Consider the following 17670-nt stretch of genomic DNA (forward strand, 5'->3'; position numbering starts at 1 on the left):
CTAAGGAATATATGGTCTTTGCCTGTTCCGCTATGAACAGAACCCTGTTTTTAAAACCTGGTTTACACGGTTGGAACAAAAAAGAAAACAAAGGAATCGAAAGGATAAATATGAATGTATGGAGGAAAGGATCTATGAAAATTGTAATGATACATGGACAAAATCATAAAGGCAGTACCTATCATATGGGAAGAATTCTTGCCGAAAAGCTGACGGATAACACAAACATCACAGAATTTTTCCTCCCGCGTGATATGCCACACTTCTGCATTGGTTGCTACTCCTGTATTGAGGATGAAACAAAATGTCCGTATTGGAAAAAGAAAATAGTTATGCTTGAAGCGATGGAAGAAGCGGACTTGTTCATCTTCACGTCACCGAATTATTGCCTTGGGCCATCAGGGGCAATGAAGTCATTTCTTGATTTACTGTTTGATTGTTGGATGGTTCACCGTCCAAAGGAGTGGATGTTCAGTAAACGTGCGGTTGTACTGACAGCATCAGCGGGTGCATCCTGCAAGAAGGCGATTCGGCCGATTAAGGATTCACTGTTCTATTGGGGGGTGCCGTATATAAAAACCTACGGTCTTGCCATACAGGCAGCAAATTGGGGGATGGTGAAACCGGAAAGAAAAGTGAAAATCGAAGATGATTTATCCCGCCTTGCCGGAAAAATTGATTGTTCGAAACCGCCTCGTGTCAGCCTCAGGACAAAATTTATGTTTAACATCATGAAAATGACCCATGAAAAGGGTTGGGATTCCTCTCCCCGGGAAAAGGAATATTGGGAGGAACGCGGCTGGCTCAGAAAGAAAAGACCATGGCATAAATGAAAAATCCCCCCATGGTATTTGAATGCTAAAACGAATTGGTTAGAACATGATGCGGTGCAGGAAGATACGAGGAGAATTTGTTATGGATAATCATGACGAAATTTTGTAGTCTTGATGGTGTTACCGCTATTGGATACGGTTAAAGGAAAAATTCCTATGGAATATAAAAAAATTTAAGCGTGAGGTTGATGAGGAATATTTCTTTGAAGCACTGACAAGCGAAGGAAAACGTAAAGCACTACCCGAAGCCCTTGATTATTTTGGAAAATTGACTATATTGACAATAGTCATTCCAACGTAATCAAAGGTGAATGGCATTTTTTATGGGTTCTTGAGGGAATGGCGATACAGGATGTTACAGTAAAGGATGACGGGAAGTGGGCGGTTAATTTTGATTTATATGCCGAGCGCATCGGATGTGCGTAGTGGGGTTTTTTGCTGGATATTTCAGATAAATAATGGTATGGTGTAGGGAGATGAAGGCGGTGAGAAAAAAATGAAGAAAGCCCTTGAATTTGATGCGATTCTCTTGAAAAAACCAGAGATGGATGCAGCATATGTCGAAGTACCCTTTGATATTAAAGCAATCTTTGGGAAATCCCGGCTATTGGTACACGCAACCTTTGACGGAGAGCCCTACGATGGGCAAGTGGTGAAGATGGGGACACCCAGCCATCTTATCGGGGTCCGAAAGGATATCCGCTTAAAGATTGGCAAGCAGCCTGGGGACTCGATCCATGTGACCCTGGAAGAGCGTGAGAAACCAAAGCCCGCCTTCACCTCGGTGGAGGAATATATCGCAAGCTACAGCGGGGATATCAAAAAGCGGATGGAAATACTGCGACAGATTATTTTAGAGTGCTCTCCGGAAATTACCGAGAAAATTTCCTGGGGAATGGCAACCTTTGTCCTCAACGGAAATCTGGTACATTTTTCCGGTCAAAAAAGACACTTGGGTTTTTACCCGACCCCCAGCGCCATTGACGCCTTTAAAGATCGCCTGGAGGATTATAACTATTCCAAGGGGGCCATACAACTGCCCTATAATAAGCCCATGCCCTATGAATTACTCCGTCAGATCACACAGTTCAGGGTACAGGAGCAAAAACGGAAATAATACACTAAAAGATATCCCCTTTTTTCTACCCCTGGGCCGTAGAAGTGTAAAAGCCATGGATAAAGGATAGAATAGTGATAAAATCCAGTGAATAAAAGGGGATGACAGGCACGATGTCATTAAAATATGCGATGCAAGTGTTGCTTTCTTGTCATTTTTTTAAAAATCCTGTAATGTTGGATCAACAAGAAAAAGGTGGAATCAATGAAGTTTAGTGAACAAATCAGACGGATTCGAACAGAAAATGAGTTGACACAGGAACAACTTGCGGAACAGTTAGGTGTTTCCAGACAAGCGATTTCGAATTGGGAAAACAATCGAAACCTGCCCGATATCGAGATTCTAATTTCGATTACTAAAATTTTCCACCTTTCCCTTGATTATCTAATTTTAGGAGATGATGGTATGGGAAATATGGCAAAAAAGCTAGTAAAAGATGGCAGCGAAAATCGCCGGGCAAAGATGAATTTAATCAGTATCAGTATCGGTGCTGCATTATTATTTTTAGGCATTGCCTGTATTGGGATTAAGGCGGTATCCGTTGAGTATGTTGATGCGGCTGGTGTTTTACATGAGAATTTCTTTTTATTGCCAATGGGGTTTTTATTCCTTTTCAGTGGTTTTATCGTATTTTTGGTTACAGGAATACGAAATATCGTTTCAGGATTTTCGGATTCATCGAAATCCACTGGCGGTCAGCGCTTCTTTTACATAGGGCTTTGTTTGGGGGTGGTCCTGTTATGTACAGGAGGCTTCTTAATTCTTTTGGCAGTCAATGCTGAAACTTCAACGGGAATACTTGGGATTGCCGTTATACTCGGTGGAGGCGGGTGTTTTATTGCAGCTTTACGTTCCTGGCGCCATTAGCTGCTTGAGGGGCGATGCAGTTGGATATCTATGGAGAACATGTCTTTATGTGGGTGTCAATGATCCAATCCAGGGGTATACACGCAAGTGCCTTAAACTTAAATATGTATGCTACGATTATAGCAATCAAATGGTTCTGTATGGATATCGGATTTTGATAATGGCTGGTTTAACGGCAGCCATGAAATTTCACCATAAAAAATCATTCAAATCCCCATTACCAATGTGCTTGAAACACAGGTATGGGGATTTGTTTTTGTGCTATAATGAAAAAAACTAAAAATTGATGGGGAGGGATATGCGGTGAAATTTAAATTACCCTTATTAGCGGTACAGAATGTTGACGTATCCAAAAAATTCTATCAGAGGTTCTTTGACCAGGATGTCGTCATGGATTTGGGGAAGAATGTCACCTTTAGCGGGGGCTTTGCCATTCAGGAGGATTTCCCGTGGCTGACGGATATTGATCCGGCGTCGGTGGTGTCAAAATCCCATAATATGGAATTGTATTTTGAGGTTGAGGATTTCGATGCATTTTTAAAACGCTTAGAAGGGCAGGAGTCCATCGTCTATGTCCATCCCCCTAAAAAACACGAATGGCAGCAGCGGGTCCTTCGGATTTATGATCCGGATGGCCATATGATTGAGATTGGGGAGTCCATGGCGGTCATAGCCAGGCGCTATCTGGACCAGGGGCTTTCCGTTGAAGCGGTCTCTGAAATCATTCAGCACCCGGTCAGTTTTGTGGAGGGGTGTGCCAGGGATGATGGTGTAGCTATAGAATGATGGCATTCAAAATATATACGATGATCTGAAAAAGAAATTCAATACTAGTAAGAAAGGGATCACCACATTGTATTGGAGGAAATAGCAACGCATGATACTTTTTGATAATGTAGTATATGATCATTTTTTTAAACCGCTTTGCTGTAAGAATAAAAGAATAAACTACGAATGTATTTCGAAGCTCATTGAAAAATCAAGGACAGTTCCACTACTATATGAAGCGGATGCTCGGGATGCTTTGATTCTTTATTTTAAAAATTGTGCCTATGCCCTGAAGGATGAGGATAATTTCAGCGGTCCCGATGAGAATATTAGCAGTAAAAAGTCTGAAATTGAGAATGCAAGTGCGATTCTAAGGTACTTTAGGCGCTGTGGATGGATTTCTGAAAAAGAGATTGGTCGAAATGGGGATAATATTGCTACCGTTATGCCTTATTGTAGAAAAATGATTGATGCCATTGAACGGATCTTTAATCGTGATAATAGTTCGGCACTAACAAATCATATCTTTTCTATTTACGATGTGCTGAATTCTGCCTTCATTGTGGATCATGGCAGAACACACAGGCCATATTCAAATATTCTTCGGCCAGTTGTGGACAGTGTATCGGATTTAAAGAATGAAATTCTTATCTTAAAGGACAGTATTCAATCAATTATGCGTATCATTATTAAGATGACAGAGACCAATGAATTGGGACAGTTTCTGGTTCGGGATGAGATGTTGGAATCATTCTTTAATGATTATTTTTTTATAAGAAAGGGAGGATTGATTCCAGGATATATAGAGGAAATTGAGAGAATGCTCAGGAGAATTAAGGATACAGAAGTATATGAAAATATGATTAAGGAGTATCATAGCCTCAAAGCTGTCGATGAAATACAAGCTCGAGAAATGGTGGATGGCCAGTTGGCGGAAATAAAAAGTTTTATCAGCTACCATTATATTAAAGAGATGGACTATATCGATAAAAAAATAAATAATTACTATAATCTTTATTCGGTGCGAATTCTGATGGTCTTAAGCAACAATGTTAATATACAAACCTATTTAAATGACTTGCTCATATTGATTAAAAATTTCGATGAAGATGAGAGGTGGACAATACTCCAGTCAATCTCAAACTGTTTTGAAGTACAATCATATAAGTACATTGGTAAAAAATCCATTGAACGCCGAAAAAAACGAAGGCCAAATGCAAAAAGTGCTGGAATTATCGTTAGTGGATTATCTGATGAAGATAAGGCACGTCTTACGAGAGAACTTTTGTACGAATATCCCGATCGGTATGGGATAAAACAGGCAACAAATTACTTTGAAAAGGCGCTTGCTAACAAGGAAAGTTTAATACCCGATGGAATGATAATCAGAACCAGGGATGATGCTATGATGGTAGCGGCCAGTATTATCTATTCAGGAAGCTGTGAGTTTCCCTTTGACGTGGAGTTTTTAGAAGGAACCATTGAGACGGAAATTGCAACGATTAGCAATATAAGAATAAAAAGGAAGAGATAGATGAGCGACATCACATTAAACATTTCTATAAAAGAAGAAAACAGCATATTGTTTAAACGCTGTATTCGTAAGCTATTGGACACGACCTTCATTGTGGGTGATAAGGATGAACGGCTTTATGCCTTTATTTCGAGAGAATCAAATCGGCAGGATATTTCAGATTATCTACGAATAATGGGGTTCGATGTATTTGTTGATACAAATGTGAAAATTGCAATGTTAAAATCCCATGAATTGGATGAGGAAACGGTGGGATTAAAGCGTGCGAATGTACTCTCCTTTACTACTGAGCAGTATCATCTTCTTTTGGTACTCTGGGAGGTCTATTTGGAGAATCTTGGATTTAGAGAAGAGAATGTCGTCATGCGAGGGGATCTGATTGACAAGATTAAGGCTTACGAGGTTGCTGTGGATAAGGCAAAATTATTCACAGCTATGAAGCTGTTTAAAAAATACGATCTGATTGACTATGATCCCAAGGAGGAAACCGAGGATGCCATTATTACACTGTATCCATCTCTACAATTTGGCTGGGATATTGCACAATTACAGACGGTAACAGCAGAGTATCTGAAGAGTGATTCGATGGGGGATGATTTAGAAGCTTTTGTGGAAACTGATGGTGAAGGGGAAAGTGTGGAATGATCAAACTGAAAAGAATCCGGTTGGTCAACTGGTACGGCTATAATCAGGTGACAGTTCCCATTGGGAACTTTACTTTGATTGCCGGGAAAAATAGAAATGGTAAATCCGTTCTTTTGGATGCCATTAAATATGCTCTGTATGGAGATACTGTATTCAATAAATCCACAGAAAAATCCGGAGAAAGAACGGTTTTATCCTATACCAGAGGATTGCTTGATGCGACGGCCAATACATATATGAGGCCTGCGGATAAGGTGCCCAATGTCTATTCCCATATCGTTCTCGAAATGGAAGAGGTTGATTTAGGGAAAAATTTTATCCTGGGAACGGTCATTAATACGGATTCAGGCAATAATTGTACGCCCCGTCGATATGTTATCGAGAATCAAATTTTAGAGGGGATGAATCACACATATCAAGAAAATGGTTTGCTTATTCCATACAATTCAGAGGGATTGCAGAAAATCTATGGCCTTAAAATGATGGATGTCAACGAGGGGCTCTTAAAGTTTATGCAGCGAACGGGACTCCGACTGAGCAAACAGCAGTTGGTGGCCTTTAGACGAAAACTTCGCAGTATTATGTCCTACAATCCAAGTGCAAAGATCGACCAATTCATTCGAGAAAGTGTTCTGGAAAAAAAGATCGTAGATTTTTCAAAGCTTGTTGAAGCAAAGCACAACATCGATCGACTTAAAGAAAATTTTGAGAATATTGATACTGAAATTAATGAGCTTGAAAAGATTATCAAATTATTTGAAGAACACCAGAGAGCGCAGAGAACCATTTTTGCAGATGAGGTAAAGCAGGCATATCAACGATCTTTAAGTTGTGCGGAAACCATTGAAAAAACAAAATGTGCAATGGAAGTGGCAAAAAAACAGATAAAGGATGACGAAAGCAAAATTGAGACCATTGAAAGGCGTAATAAAATATTAGGAAAAAAAATTAATGAAGCAAAAGATGCTCGGGATGCACTGGATTGTGCGAAGGCGATTTTAGCGGCAAAGGAAGCCTTGGAAAATGCAAGGGAAGATAAAGAACGTTTAGAAAAAGAAAAGGATGCCCTTATCCTCTTTGAAACCCAGACTAGTGAGCTGATGGCCTGGTTTTGTAATGAAGATCAGGTGGTGTTGGAGCAAAGTGTTTTAGCATCATTGACAACAGATCAATTTACAAAAATTCAAAAGGAAAGTAGTATTGTTGCATTTTCAAAAAGAATAGAGGCATATCGAGATGGAATTACCGGTACAATTACAAGGATTCAAGATTCATTAGAAGAAAATCAAAGGGGGCAAACCCGCTACCAGAAAATTATTGATGATTGTGACGCAAAAAAAACGACGTTTTCTCAAATACCGGATTATGTGGCGCTAAAGGATGAAATCAATAGAGAGTTTCAAAGGCAAAAGATACAATCTGAGGCAAGATTTGCCTGTGAATATGTCATAGGCCTCCATGATGAAACTTGGCGGGATGCTATTGAAAGCTACCTTGGAAGACGACGGTATACTATCCTTGTAGACCCCGAATTTTATAATATCGCAGATGATGTATTGAATCGTTCTAAAAATAGATATGCCCACTTATTCAATACGAAATTGTTGATGAAGAAGAAGATTACTTTGAAAGAGGACTCGGTCGTTCAGTTCATTAAGACAAAAAATCCGGTGGCTAAACAGTATTTTGATTATCAGTTGGGCAGAATTCATGCAACCACAAAGGATCAGGTGAGAAATTATGAAAATGCCATGTCCAAGGAGGGCCGGGTATCGGTTGCAATGGATAGTTTTTTCTTACACTTTGACACGATCAGATTCTACTGCTTAGGTCAGGAAACCATTGAGTTAAATCGAATAAAAGCGGTTAAAGCCCTTGAAAAACTAAACACAGAATATGAAGAATACCAGGAAAACTTAGCTCGGGAGAAATCTAAGCAAGAATACCTTGGAAGTTCCATTGAACTATTTGATGTACATCGCTATAATTTCGATGCTTGCCAGGAGTATACGAATGCACAAAAAATATATTCTGCGAGGAAGGCCGAACTCAATGCTTTGGAAGAGGCCCAAAAGAACAACATGGAATACATGGAGCTTTCCCAGAGGGTTGGAGACCTTGAGAAAGAACAGGCTGCATTAGATAGTGAACGTGCCAATGTTTATGATGATAAATCAAAGATGGACACAATGTATGAGACCAACCGGAAGGAAAATGACAAAGCATCCGAAGACATTAATATTTACAAAGAAAAATTAAAAAAGCTTAAAATCCAAAATAATGTTGAGTATATGAAGGCTACTGATGACTACGATCGTTATGTCGCCAATGGAAAAAAAGGAACCGGCGGCCCTTTAAAGGACCGAAATCGTGCAGAGCGTACGTTAAAAGAAGCGACGAATAATCTGACAAGCGGACAGGCATCATATAATGCATCTAGAACAGTGGAGAATCAATTGCCGATAACGGAGCATTCAATCGGGGACTATCAGGCTAGAAAATCACGGATTTGGATGGACGACAGGCAAGAAATACAAACAAAATTGAAGAAACAGACCGACCGATATGAGGCGATTTTTAAGAATGAATTTGTACTCACCGTCTTGAAGTCCTGTGAGTCAGCCAGAGATGATTTAAAACGAATTAATGTAGAATTAGCGAATCTTGCATTTGAATCAAGCTATTCTTTTGAAGTAAAATATGTAAGAGATGGTTCAGATTATGAGAAGATCTTAGAGTATGCCAAATATTTAAAAACACGTGAAAAACTTGGCATCACATCTGAACAAATAATCGGAGGGATAAACGCATCTAATCCTGAAGATAGGGATGAGGTGTTGGAAAAAGAGATTAAAGGGATTATTAATCGAATTGTGGAAAGTAACGATGAGGAATGGATTAAACGGTATGCTGACTATCGTAATTATATGATGTATGAAATTCTCCTGACCAATGATGTCCTTACACGTGCGAAGCTCTCTAAACAATCTGGATATAACTCAGGAGCAGAGGTTCAAATTCCATACATGCTTATATTGTTATCGGCATTACTCATGATTTATAATGAAAAAAACAGTTCGACGCGACTTGTGTTTATTGATGAACCCTTCGCAAAGATGGATCCAACCAATGTTAAAATCATGCTCAAATTTATGAAAGAACAAAATCTCCAGATGATTTTCTGTGCTCCGGATAAAACGGAGCTTATAGGGAATGAATGTGAAGTAGTATTACCTGTATTAAGAACGCAGCCGGATCTTATGGAAATAGGGATTATCGAAATACATAAAGAGGTGTAGGGTGTGGAATACGAAGAAAAATTACTTAAATGCTTGGTAGAGAATTACCGTAAAAGCAAGAAAGATACGGGTGATAATAGAATCAATAAAAGAACACAGATCAATCCCGAAAAAATCTACAATAAGTACAATGCCAATGATGGTGATTTTGAAAAAATAACAAAACTTAACCATACTGTGGAAGGCTTGTCTAAGAAAGGTTTTGTTACTAGCGAAATAGAGCGCTTTGGAACACAAATTAAGTGTATCTATTTAGTGGATGCTAAGATTACAGTCATTGAGCAATACCTGTATGATCAATACGGATATATATCGAAGGATATGCAGCTTCAGAAAATGAAATCCATTGTAAAACAATATCAAAATGTATCACTAATATGCAAAAAAGAGTGTAGAATTTTATCGAAGTCTATTGAAAATCGAAAGATAGCAAAAAATATTGATGAACTTGATAATATATTAAAAGCAATAGCTTTCATTGAGAAAAATAAGGAAATGCTGTACATAAGGGAAGTCTCCATGAAGGTTTATGGAGACTCAAAGTTTCTTGAAAATAAGACATTGAAATCCGTATGTACAATTCTCAAAAAATATGCCAATGAAAGTTGTTGTGATACAGAATTGATGGATGAAATATTGTTGGATTATCATATTTTAAAAGAGCCACAGAAGTTATGTGTTAAGGGTAATATGATAATGACAGTCTTGGGTAAAACCGTCGATATAAGTGGATTTTCCAACGGAATTGAAATGACGGTTTCTGATTTTTCCAATATCGAGTCGGTTAAAATTAGAGCAAATCGGTTTATGACCATCGAGAATCGTACGGCGTATCTTAGATATAACGATAAAGATACTGTCATATTTTATCTTGGTGGGTATGCAAATCGATATCAAAGGGATTTTATAAAATTGATACATCAAACAAATCAAGATATTGATTACATACACTTTGGGGATATTGATGCAGGAGGTTTGTGGATCCACCATAACTTGTGTGAGATTACGGGTATCGTATTTCAATTATTTAGTATGTCCGCTGGGGAATTGCGAAATGAGAAATATAAATTCTGTTTGCAAAGTTTGACAGAGAATGACAAAAACCGACTCAAAGAACTAAAAAATATGAATATGTATATGAATGTTGTGAATTACATGCTGGAAAACAATGTGAAGTTGGAGCAGGAAATCGTAAGTTTGTCATTAATGAAGAGCGATGAAGTTGATTTTGCTTTTTGACGAGTGATATATCTGCAATTAGCATAGAATATTCAGGAAAGATGGGAGGTTCGACCAATGACAGCAGAAGAAATCTTTGCTGGAGAATCTGATAATGTGGAATTTAAAGAAGATCTTCCGGTCAAAAGCGAAAAGTATATGAAAACAGTTGTGGCCTTTGCCAATGGTAAGGGTGGCAAGCTAATCTTTGGTGTGGAGAATAACACTTGGAAGATCACGGGTTTTACCAGAGAAGAAATTTTTCAGAAGATGGATGCCATTACCAATGCGATCTTTGACAGTTGTGAGCCGAAAATCACCCCCAGTGTTGGTGTCCAGGAGGTGGAGGGCAAGGCAATTATTGAGGTGGAAATCTTGCCCGGTATGCCACGTCCTTACTATATCAAGAGCCAAGGCATTCTGGATGGGACATATATCCGTGTGAGTGGTACCACACGTCATGCAGAACGCTATCAGGTACAGGAATTGATTCTCGAAGGACAGAATCGGTATTATGACTGCGAGCCTGTGGAAGGTCTGACCGTAACTGAGAAAGATATTGCGAAACTATGTGACAATATGAAGACAATGGCTATTCGTAATACTGTAGCTGAGTCCGAGAAGACCAAAGTTCGGGATGTCACTAAGAACATACTCCTTTCATGGGGTGTTCTGGCAGAAAAAGAGGGCGTTATTGTTCCTACCAATGCTTATGCACTTCTCACTGGGATAGCACAAGCACAGCCTGTCGTGCAGTGTGGTATTTTCAAAGGTAAGGATCGGACTTATTTTGTAGACCGGCGTGAGTTTGGAGATTCTGTACAAGACCAGATGGAGGCGGCCTTCCAGTATGTATTAGAGAAAATCAATCGTGGAATGATAATACGGGGCGTTCAACGGCAGGATGTGTACGAGCTTCCTCTGGATAGTGTGCGTGAGCTGATTGCTAATTCCATTGCCCATCGCAGCTACTTGGAACCAGGCAATATCCAGATTGCACTGTTTGATGACCGATTGGAGGTCACTTCCCCCGGTATGCTCTTGAACGGGGTCTCTATCGCCAAGATGATGGAGGGCTATTCTAAAATACGTAACCGCGCCGTTGCAAATGCCTTTTCTTACATGAAAATTATTGAAAAATGGGGGAGCGGTATTCCCCGTATTATTCAGGAATGTAGAGAATATGGTCTGCCGGAACCAGAGTTTCTTGATTATGACGGGGATTTTCGGGTAAAAATGTTCCGAAGAATCGAAACAGGGACCGTCAATGGTGCCAGTGACACCATTCCTGGCACCATTGACACCAATCAAACCGATGAGGAAAAGGTGCTGGCGCTCATCCGGTACAACCCTAGGATTACACAGAACCAAATCAAAGAACAGACAGGTCTGTCATTGCGCACAGTGAAGCGAATAATGGCAGAATTACAGAGCCGTGGATGTGTCATTCGTATCGGTAATAACCGTTCCGGAAAATGGCAGGTGAATGAATTATGATTAAAATACTCTTCGTTTGCCACGGCAATATCTGCCGTTCCCCAATGGCCGAGTTCGTCTTAAAGGATATGGTGGATCGGCTGGGAATGTCGGATCGTGTCTTGATCCAATCGGCAGCGACCAGCTCGGAAGAAATCTGGAATGGGGTGGGCAACCCGGTGTATCCAAATGCCCGGGAGGTTCTTAAGAAACATGGGATAGATTGTCGGGGGAAACGGGCGGTTCAGCTGAGGGCATCGGATTATGCCGCCTACGATTATTTAATCGGGATGGATGATGCCAATATCCGAAATATCCAACGGATCACCGGCCACACCGGGGGAAAGATTTACAAATTATTATCCTTCGCCGAAAGGGATGCCTCTATTTCGGACCCCTGGTACAGTGGCCGCTTTGATGAAACCTATGGGGATATTGTAACGGGATGCAGGGCATTTTTGGACAAGCTTCAGGCGGTGCTGGCGGGACTTGATTGCTTAGAGGGAAAGGATAATACCACGGCTTATCGAGCACTTCAAACCCTGGAGCAGCTTTCGGATGCATCTGGGATGCTCTATCCCTTCACCGAAAGATTCGCCGCTATGGTACAGGACCAACGCACCTATTTACGGGTACGGGGTTTTCGGCTGCTCTGCAAGCAGGGGAAATGGGACCAGGATGGATTGTTGGATAAATATCTCCCGTCAGCATTGTCCATCCTCCTGGATGAAAAGCCCACAGTGGTGCGTCAGGCCTTAGGGGCCCTTAAGGATGTGGTGCGCTACCAGCCTAAACTGGGGCAGATGGTAGGCCAGGCCATCGAAGATATTGACGGAACACGGTATCCGGAGACGATGCAGCCCCTGATCGCTAAGGATGTTAGAGTGCTGTTGGAGCAGATTCAGGGATAATGAAAATCGGGATGAGGGAAATCGATAAAGGAGGATCCACCCATGACCTTTGATTTTAAAAAGGAATTCAAAGAATTTTATATGGCAAAAAAGAAACCAGAAATCTTGACCCTGCCACCCATGCATTACATTGCGGTCCGGGGCGCAGGGGACCCCAATGTGGAAGGGGGTGAGTACCAGCGGGCCATGGAAATTCTCTATCCCTTAGCCTATACCTTAAAAATGAGCTACAAAAGTGATTATCACATTGAGGGATTCTTTGAATACGTGGTGCCGCCCCTGGAGGGATTCTGGTGGCAGAACGGCGTGGCTGGTGTGGATTACGGGGACAAATCGACCTTCCAATGGATTTCCATGATTCGCTTGCCGGATTTCGTGACCCCTAAGGATTTTGACTGGGCGGTGCAGTCTGTCCAGCAGAAGAAAAAGCTGGATTGCTCCAGGGCAGAGTACCTGGGAGTGGAGGAAGGGCTCTGCGCCCAGATTCTCCACGTTGGTCCTTACGATGATGAGCCGGCCACCGTCGCCATTATGGATGCTTATGTGGCGGAGCAGGGGTATGTGAGTGACTTTTCAGAAACGCGCCGTCACCATGAAATATACCTTTCCGATGCCCGGCGGGTTGCCCCGGAAAAATGGCGTACTGTGATTCGTCATCCCATTACTGGGGCAGTCAAGGGCTGAGGATATTATTTTCATTGAGGGGAAGGGAGAAAATAAATGATGACAGATGGGAAAAAATTTGGTTTTGGCTGCATGCGATTGCCATTGCTGAAAAAAGAGGATCAAACTTCCTTTGATTTTAAAAAGATAGACGTGTTATTCGACCGCTTCCTGGAAAAGGGCTTCACTTATTTTGATACAGCCTATACCTATCATAACCATCAGGCGGAGGCGGCGGTTCGGAAAGCATTGGTGGAAAGACATCCCAGGGAATCTTATGAGTTAGCCACAAAGCTGCCCCTCAGAGACTTTAAGGACGAGGAAGATCTTTCCAGGATTTTCCAGGGGCAGCTTTCCAGCTGTGGTGTAGACTACTTTGATTATTACCTCATTCACAACATGGGAAGTAATGTTTATGCCAAAAGTGAGCGATACCATGTCTTTGATTTTGTAAAAGCGCAGAAGGATGCCGGGCTGATTAAATATATTGGAATGTCCTTTCATGATCAACCAGAATTACTCGATACTGTCTTGGCCAAATATGGAAAAATCATTGATTTTGTACAATTGCAGATTAATTACATCGATTGGGAGGACCCCACCATTCAATCGCGAAATTGCCTGGCGATTTCCCGGAAATATCATAAACCTGTTATGGTCATGGAGCCATGTAAAGGGGGGACCCTGGTCAATATTCCAGAGGCAGCACAACAGCGGATGCGAGCGTATGCACCAGAGGCCTCCATTGCGAGCTGGGCCCTGCGTTTTGCAGCTGGACAAGAAGGTGTGATCCGGGTATTGAGCGGAATGAACAGAATGGAGCAGGTAGAAGAAAATACTGAAACCTTCCTGGATTTTAAACCGCTTAATTCAGAAGAACAGAAAATTATTCAAGAGGTAGTGGAGATCATTCGCCAAAATACGGCGATTGGCTGTACCACCTGTGGATATTGCACTTCCGGATGCCCGAAGAATATTATGATTCCCTCATATTTTGCATTGTACAATAGTCTGGAGAGGACTACGGGGAGCTCTTCTTCCCAGGTGTTGTACTATCACAATATTTCTATTGCTGCCGGGAGTAATCCGAAAGACTGTATTGCCTGCGGTCAATGTGAAAAGAGCTGCCCACAGCATTTGCCCGTGCGACAATACCTAAAGGAAGTTGCCCAAAAATTTGAATCCAGTGATCTTTTCCCGAAGATGCCTTCTAAGTGAAAGAGGGGAACAAGCCAATGAAACTGACCATTTTGGTGGATAACCATACCTTAATTGATGAATATTACCTCGGGGAGCCAGGGGTCAGCTACTATATCGAGGATGGGGAAAACCGTGTGCTCTTCGATACCGGCTATTCGGAGGTTTTGCTTTCAAATGCCCGGCGGGCAGGCATTCATTTGGAGGACCTGACCCATATTGTCCTATCCCATGGGCATAATGATCATACCAATGGGCTTCGGTTTTTGCAGGAAAATATTGATCTCTCCGGGGTGATGCTGTGTGCCCATCCCCATTGCTTCTTACCCAAATATGACGGGGAAGAATTTATAGGGGCACCCTATAATTCCGCGGAGATCGAAAGGATCACCCGGTATACTCCGACATCCGGGGTGCGTCATCTCTCAGAAAGGCTGATCTTTTTAGGGGAGATTCCCCGGGAGAATGACTTTGAAGCCTGTCCGACCATTGGAAGGACGATTGTGGATGGATGTGTGGCAGCTGATACCCTTCGGGACGACAGTGCTCTGGTCTACCAGAACGGGGAGGGGATTTTTATCATGACGGGCTGCTCCCACAGTGGAATTTGCAATATCGTGGATTACGCTCAAAAAGTGTGTGGGGAGGAGCGTATTCTTGGTGTTCTCGGCGGCTTCCATCTTTTGGAAGATTCACCTCAGCTGGATGGGACCATTGCCCATTTGAAGGCGAACCGCATCGATGCAGTGTATCCCTGCCATTGTGTTTCCCTTCTGGCCAAGACTAAGATGATGGCGGCATTGCCGGTACAGGAGGTTGGTGTGGGCATGGTGATTGAAATCGATCCTTAAAAGAAATTCTTGACGGAGAAAGGGTTTGGGTTACAATAGAATTGCAAAGATAAAAACGCAACGTACCATCAGGTACCAGAGCCGGTAGGTAGCCCGGCCGTACCATCCCTTGGGATGGTGTCAGTAACCTTCCCCTCCGGGTCGTCCATTCTTTGTTCATTACATATCCAAGGAGGGAATTGTCATGGACAAAGTAACGGGAAGCTTAACGGTTTTTTTTGAAGCACCCTTTTGGGTTGGTGTTTTTGAACGCACTGAAAATGGGGAATTATCGGTATCCAAGGTTGTCTTTGGAGCAGAACCCAGTGACAGTGAAATTTATGCCTTCATTTTATCCCAATATGAGGGCCTGGATTTTAGTCCAGCGGTGACCGTCCCGGTCAGAGAAAAAAGAAAGAATCCCAAACGCATTCAACGAGAGGTGAAGAGGCAGTTACAGACCCTGGGGATCGGCACCAAATCCCAGCAGGCCTTACAAAGGCAGCGGGAACGGTCCAAGGGAGAGCAGAAGCAGAAGCGACGGCAGCGTCAGGAGGCAGAGAACCAGCGGAAATTTGAATTAAAGCAGCAAAAAAAGAAGGCCAAGCATCGGGGACGATGATTAAGAAATAATTAAAAATAAAGTCGATGCAAAGCAATCCGGTTTCATAACGTATAATATGGAAAACATGAACGGAGACCTGCTATGCAAGCCTACATTATTGATTGGATTGACCAATTTGGTTACCTTGGGATTTTTTTGTTGATCTTTGTAGAAAATATCTTTCCGCCCATTCCATCGGAGGTGGTCCTGCTCTTTGGCGGTGCGGCGACGGCTCATACGGGTCTTTCTGTTCCCTTTGTCATTTTAGTGGCGACCCTGGGGTCTTTGGCTGGAGCTGCGGTACTTTATGGTCTGGGGCATGTGCTCCAGGCTGAGCGTCTGCGGCGCCTTTTTGCCGGTCGCTTTGGCCGGGTACTGCATCTGAAACCCGAGGCGGTGGATCAGGCTGAGCATTGGTTTGCCCGTTACGAGGGGAGAGCGGTCCTGATCTGTCGCTGCATTCCCGTTGTGCGAAGCCTGATTTCCATCCCTGCGGGATTTGCAAAAATGGGGCTGCCCTGGTTCTTTTTCCTTACCCTGATGGGAAGCCTGGTGTGGAATACGGTTCTGGTGGTGATTGGGGCCAGTCTGGGCAATGCCTGGGAAAGCGTCATCCCCTATTTTGAGCAATATACGATGGTGGTGCTGGTGGTTATCCTTATTCTGGTACTTGTGGGGGTAGGGTGGTTTATCCATAAAGAAAGAAAAAACAAGGGAAGTCAAGATAAAGGGGATTTTACTTAAGGATATAGAGATGGTCCATTAAAAATGAAAATAACCCGTTGACTCTGACATGGTGTGAGGCATTATGATAATGGTGAGCTCAACAAAACACACGTGTGGAGGAATCGAATGTTAAAAATTGGTGATTTTTCAAAAATATCCAGGGTCAGCATTCGGATGCTGCGCTACTACGATGATAATGGACTGCTAAAGCCTGCGATGACCGATACCTTTACGGGATATCGGTATTACAGTGAGTCTCAGCTCCCCACTATTGGGCGTATCGTGGCACTTCGGGACATGGGGTTTGGATTAGCGGCCATCCACGAGATATTGGGCTGTTACGAAAACCGCTCCCAGCTTGAAAAATGTCTGTACATTAAGCGGGCGGAGCTGTCCGTGCTGCAAGAAGAAACAGACAAGCGTTTGCGACTCCTGGATACAGCCATTAAAAGGCTGAGAAAGGACGAAAAAATGGACTATAATGTCAGTATTAAAACCCTGCCCGAGCGTCAGGTTGCCAGTGTGCATCGGCTGATTCCCAGTTACGACCAGGAGGGAATGTTGTGGGAGATCATGATGAAGGAAACAGCCGGGATGAATGTAATCCCCGGCGATCCCTGCTATTGCAGTGTCATCTTTTATGATGGAGAGTATAAGGAATCCGATGTGGATGTAGAGGCCCAAAAGACGGTGCGGGGTGAGTACCCCGATACCGACAATGTACGCTTTAAGAAAATGCCGGCAGTCACCTTTGCCAGTGCAACGTATAAGGGGCCCTATGATTTGATTAATGAGGTCAATACCGCCGTGGCGGCATGGGTAGAGGCCAACGGCTATGCCTATGATGGTCCGGCCTTTAATATCTACCATGTCAGTCCCCACGAAACACAGAACCCCGAAGAATATGTTACCGAGGTGTGTTATCCGGTGAAAAAACAATAAATAAAAAAATTGGTTATCAAAAGCTCTGCGATCGATGATG

General features: G+C 42.5%; 15 protein-coding genes and 2 pseudogenes. All 17 read left to right on the top strand.

Going from position 1 to position 17670, the window contains the following annotated elements:
- Nucleotides 1-134: 134 nt before the first annotated feature.
- The 17 genes and pseudogenes from BLU30_RS06235 (at nt 135) to BLU30_RS06315 (ending at nt 17630) form a co-directional block, all read left to right on the top strand.
- Nucleotides 135-833: a flavodoxin family protein gene (locus BLU30_RS06235; RefSeq protein WP_090244563.1), complete on the top strand. Its 699-nt coding sequence runs from the start codon at nt 135-137 to the stop codon at nt 831-833.
- 496 nt (nt 834-1329) lie between these two features.
- Nucleotides 1330-1593, top strand: a pseudogene (locus BLU30_RS14495) (DUF1905 domain-containing protein); the annotation flags it as partial.
- Nucleotides 1594-1668: 75 nt separating this feature from the next.
- Nucleotides 1669-1950: pseudogene (locus BLU30_RS14500) on the top strand (iron chaperone); the annotation flags it as partial.
- Nucleotides 1951-2154: 204 nt separating this feature from the next.
- Complete coding sequence (locus tag BLU30_RS06250) at nt 2155-2817, top strand: helix-turn-helix domain-containing protein (protein WP_090244567.1); 663 nt, start codon at nt 2155-2157, stop codon at nt 2815-2817.
- Nucleotides 2818-3120: 303 nt separating this feature from the next.
- Nucleotides 3121-3603, top strand: coding sequence for a VOC family protein (locus BLU30_RS06255; RefSeq protein WP_090244569.1), 483 nt, complete (start codon nt 3121-3123; stop codon nt 3601-3603).
- 91 nt (nt 3604-3694) lie between these two features.
- Nucleotides 3695-5119 (top strand): Wadjet anti-phage system protein JetA family protein, encoded by a 1425-nt coding sequence (locus BLU30_RS06260; RefSeq protein WP_090244571.1) that lies wholly within the window; start codon nt 3695-3697, stop codon nt 5117-5119.
- The gene (locus BLU30_RS06265) at nt 5120-5764 is read left to right on the top strand and encodes a DUF4194 domain-containing protein (RefSeq protein WP_090244573.1); all 645 of its coding nucleotides are present in this window, start codon (nt 5120-5122) and stop codon (nt 5762-5764) included. It abuts the gene before it with no gap.
- Nucleotides 5761-9063, top strand: a complete 3303-nt coding sequence (locus tag BLU30_RS06270; RefSeq protein WP_090244575.1) for an SbcC/MukB-like Walker B domain-containing protein — start codon at nt 5761-5763, stop codon at nt 9061-9063. The genes BLU30_RS06265 and BLU30_RS06270 overlap by 4 nt, the downstream gene beginning before the upstream one ends.
- 3 nt (nt 9064-9066) lie before the next feature.
- Nucleotides 9067-10302 carry a Wadjet anti-phage system protein JetD domain-containing protein gene (locus BLU30_RS06275; RefSeq protein ID WP_090244577.1) on the top strand — a complete coding sequence of 412 codons (1236 nt, stop codon included), beginning with the start codon at nt 9067-9069 and terminating at the stop codon, nt 10300-10302.
- Between the two features lie 57 nt (nt 10303-10359).
- Nucleotides 10360-11778: an ATP-binding protein gene (locus BLU30_RS06280; protein ID WP_090244579.1), complete on the top strand. Its 1419-nt coding sequence runs from the start codon at nt 10360-10362 to the stop codon at nt 11776-11778.
- Entirely contained in the window at nt 11775-12668 is an 894-nt protein-coding gene (locus BLU30_RS14675; protein WP_090244581.1) for a low molecular weight protein-tyrosine-phosphatase, read from the top strand. Before BLU30_RS06280 ends, BLU30_RS14675 begins: the two co-directional genes overlap by 4 nt.
- A gap of 42 nt (nt 12669-12710) precedes the next feature.
- Complete coding sequence (locus tag BLU30_RS06290; RefSeq protein ID WP_090244583.1) at nt 12711-13352, top strand: GyrI-like domain-containing protein; 642 nt, start codon at nt 12711-12713, stop codon at nt 13350-13352.
- 36 nt (nt 13353-13388) lie between these two features.
- Entirely contained in the window at nt 13389-14549 is a 1161-nt protein-coding gene (locus BLU30_RS06295; protein ID WP_090244585.1) for an aldo/keto reductase, read from the top strand.
- Between the two features lie 17 nt (nt 14550-14566).
- Complete coding sequence (locus BLU30_RS06300) at nt 14567-15379, top strand: MBL fold metallo-hydrolase (RefSeq protein WP_090244587.1); 813 nt, start codon at nt 14567-14569, stop codon at nt 15377-15379.
- Nucleotides 15380-15563: 184 nt separating this feature from the next.
- Nucleotides 15564-15980, top strand: coding sequence for a YjdF family protein (locus BLU30_RS06305; protein WP_090244589.1), 417 nt, complete (start codon nt 15564-15566; stop codon nt 15978-15980).
- An 84-nt stretch (nt 15981-16064) separates the two neighbouring features.
- A complete protein-coding gene (locus tag BLU30_RS06310; RefSeq protein ID WP_090244591.1) occupies nt 16065-16706 on the top strand; it encodes a DedA family protein in 642 nt (213 codons plus the stop codon).
- 108 nt (nt 16707-16814) lie between these two features.
- Complete coding sequence (locus BLU30_RS06315) at nt 16815-17630, top strand: MerR family transcriptional regulator (RefSeq protein ID WP_090244593.1); 816 nt, start codon at nt 16815-16817, stop codon at nt 17628-17630.
- Nucleotides 17631-17670: the final 40 nt, after the last annotated feature.

Origin of the sequence: Eubacterium barkeri, from assembly GCF_900107125.1 — a bacterium.
Taxonomy (GTDB): domain Bacteria; phylum Bacillota; class Clostridia; order Eubacteriales; family Eubacteriaceae; genus Eubacterium_O; species Eubacterium_O barkeri.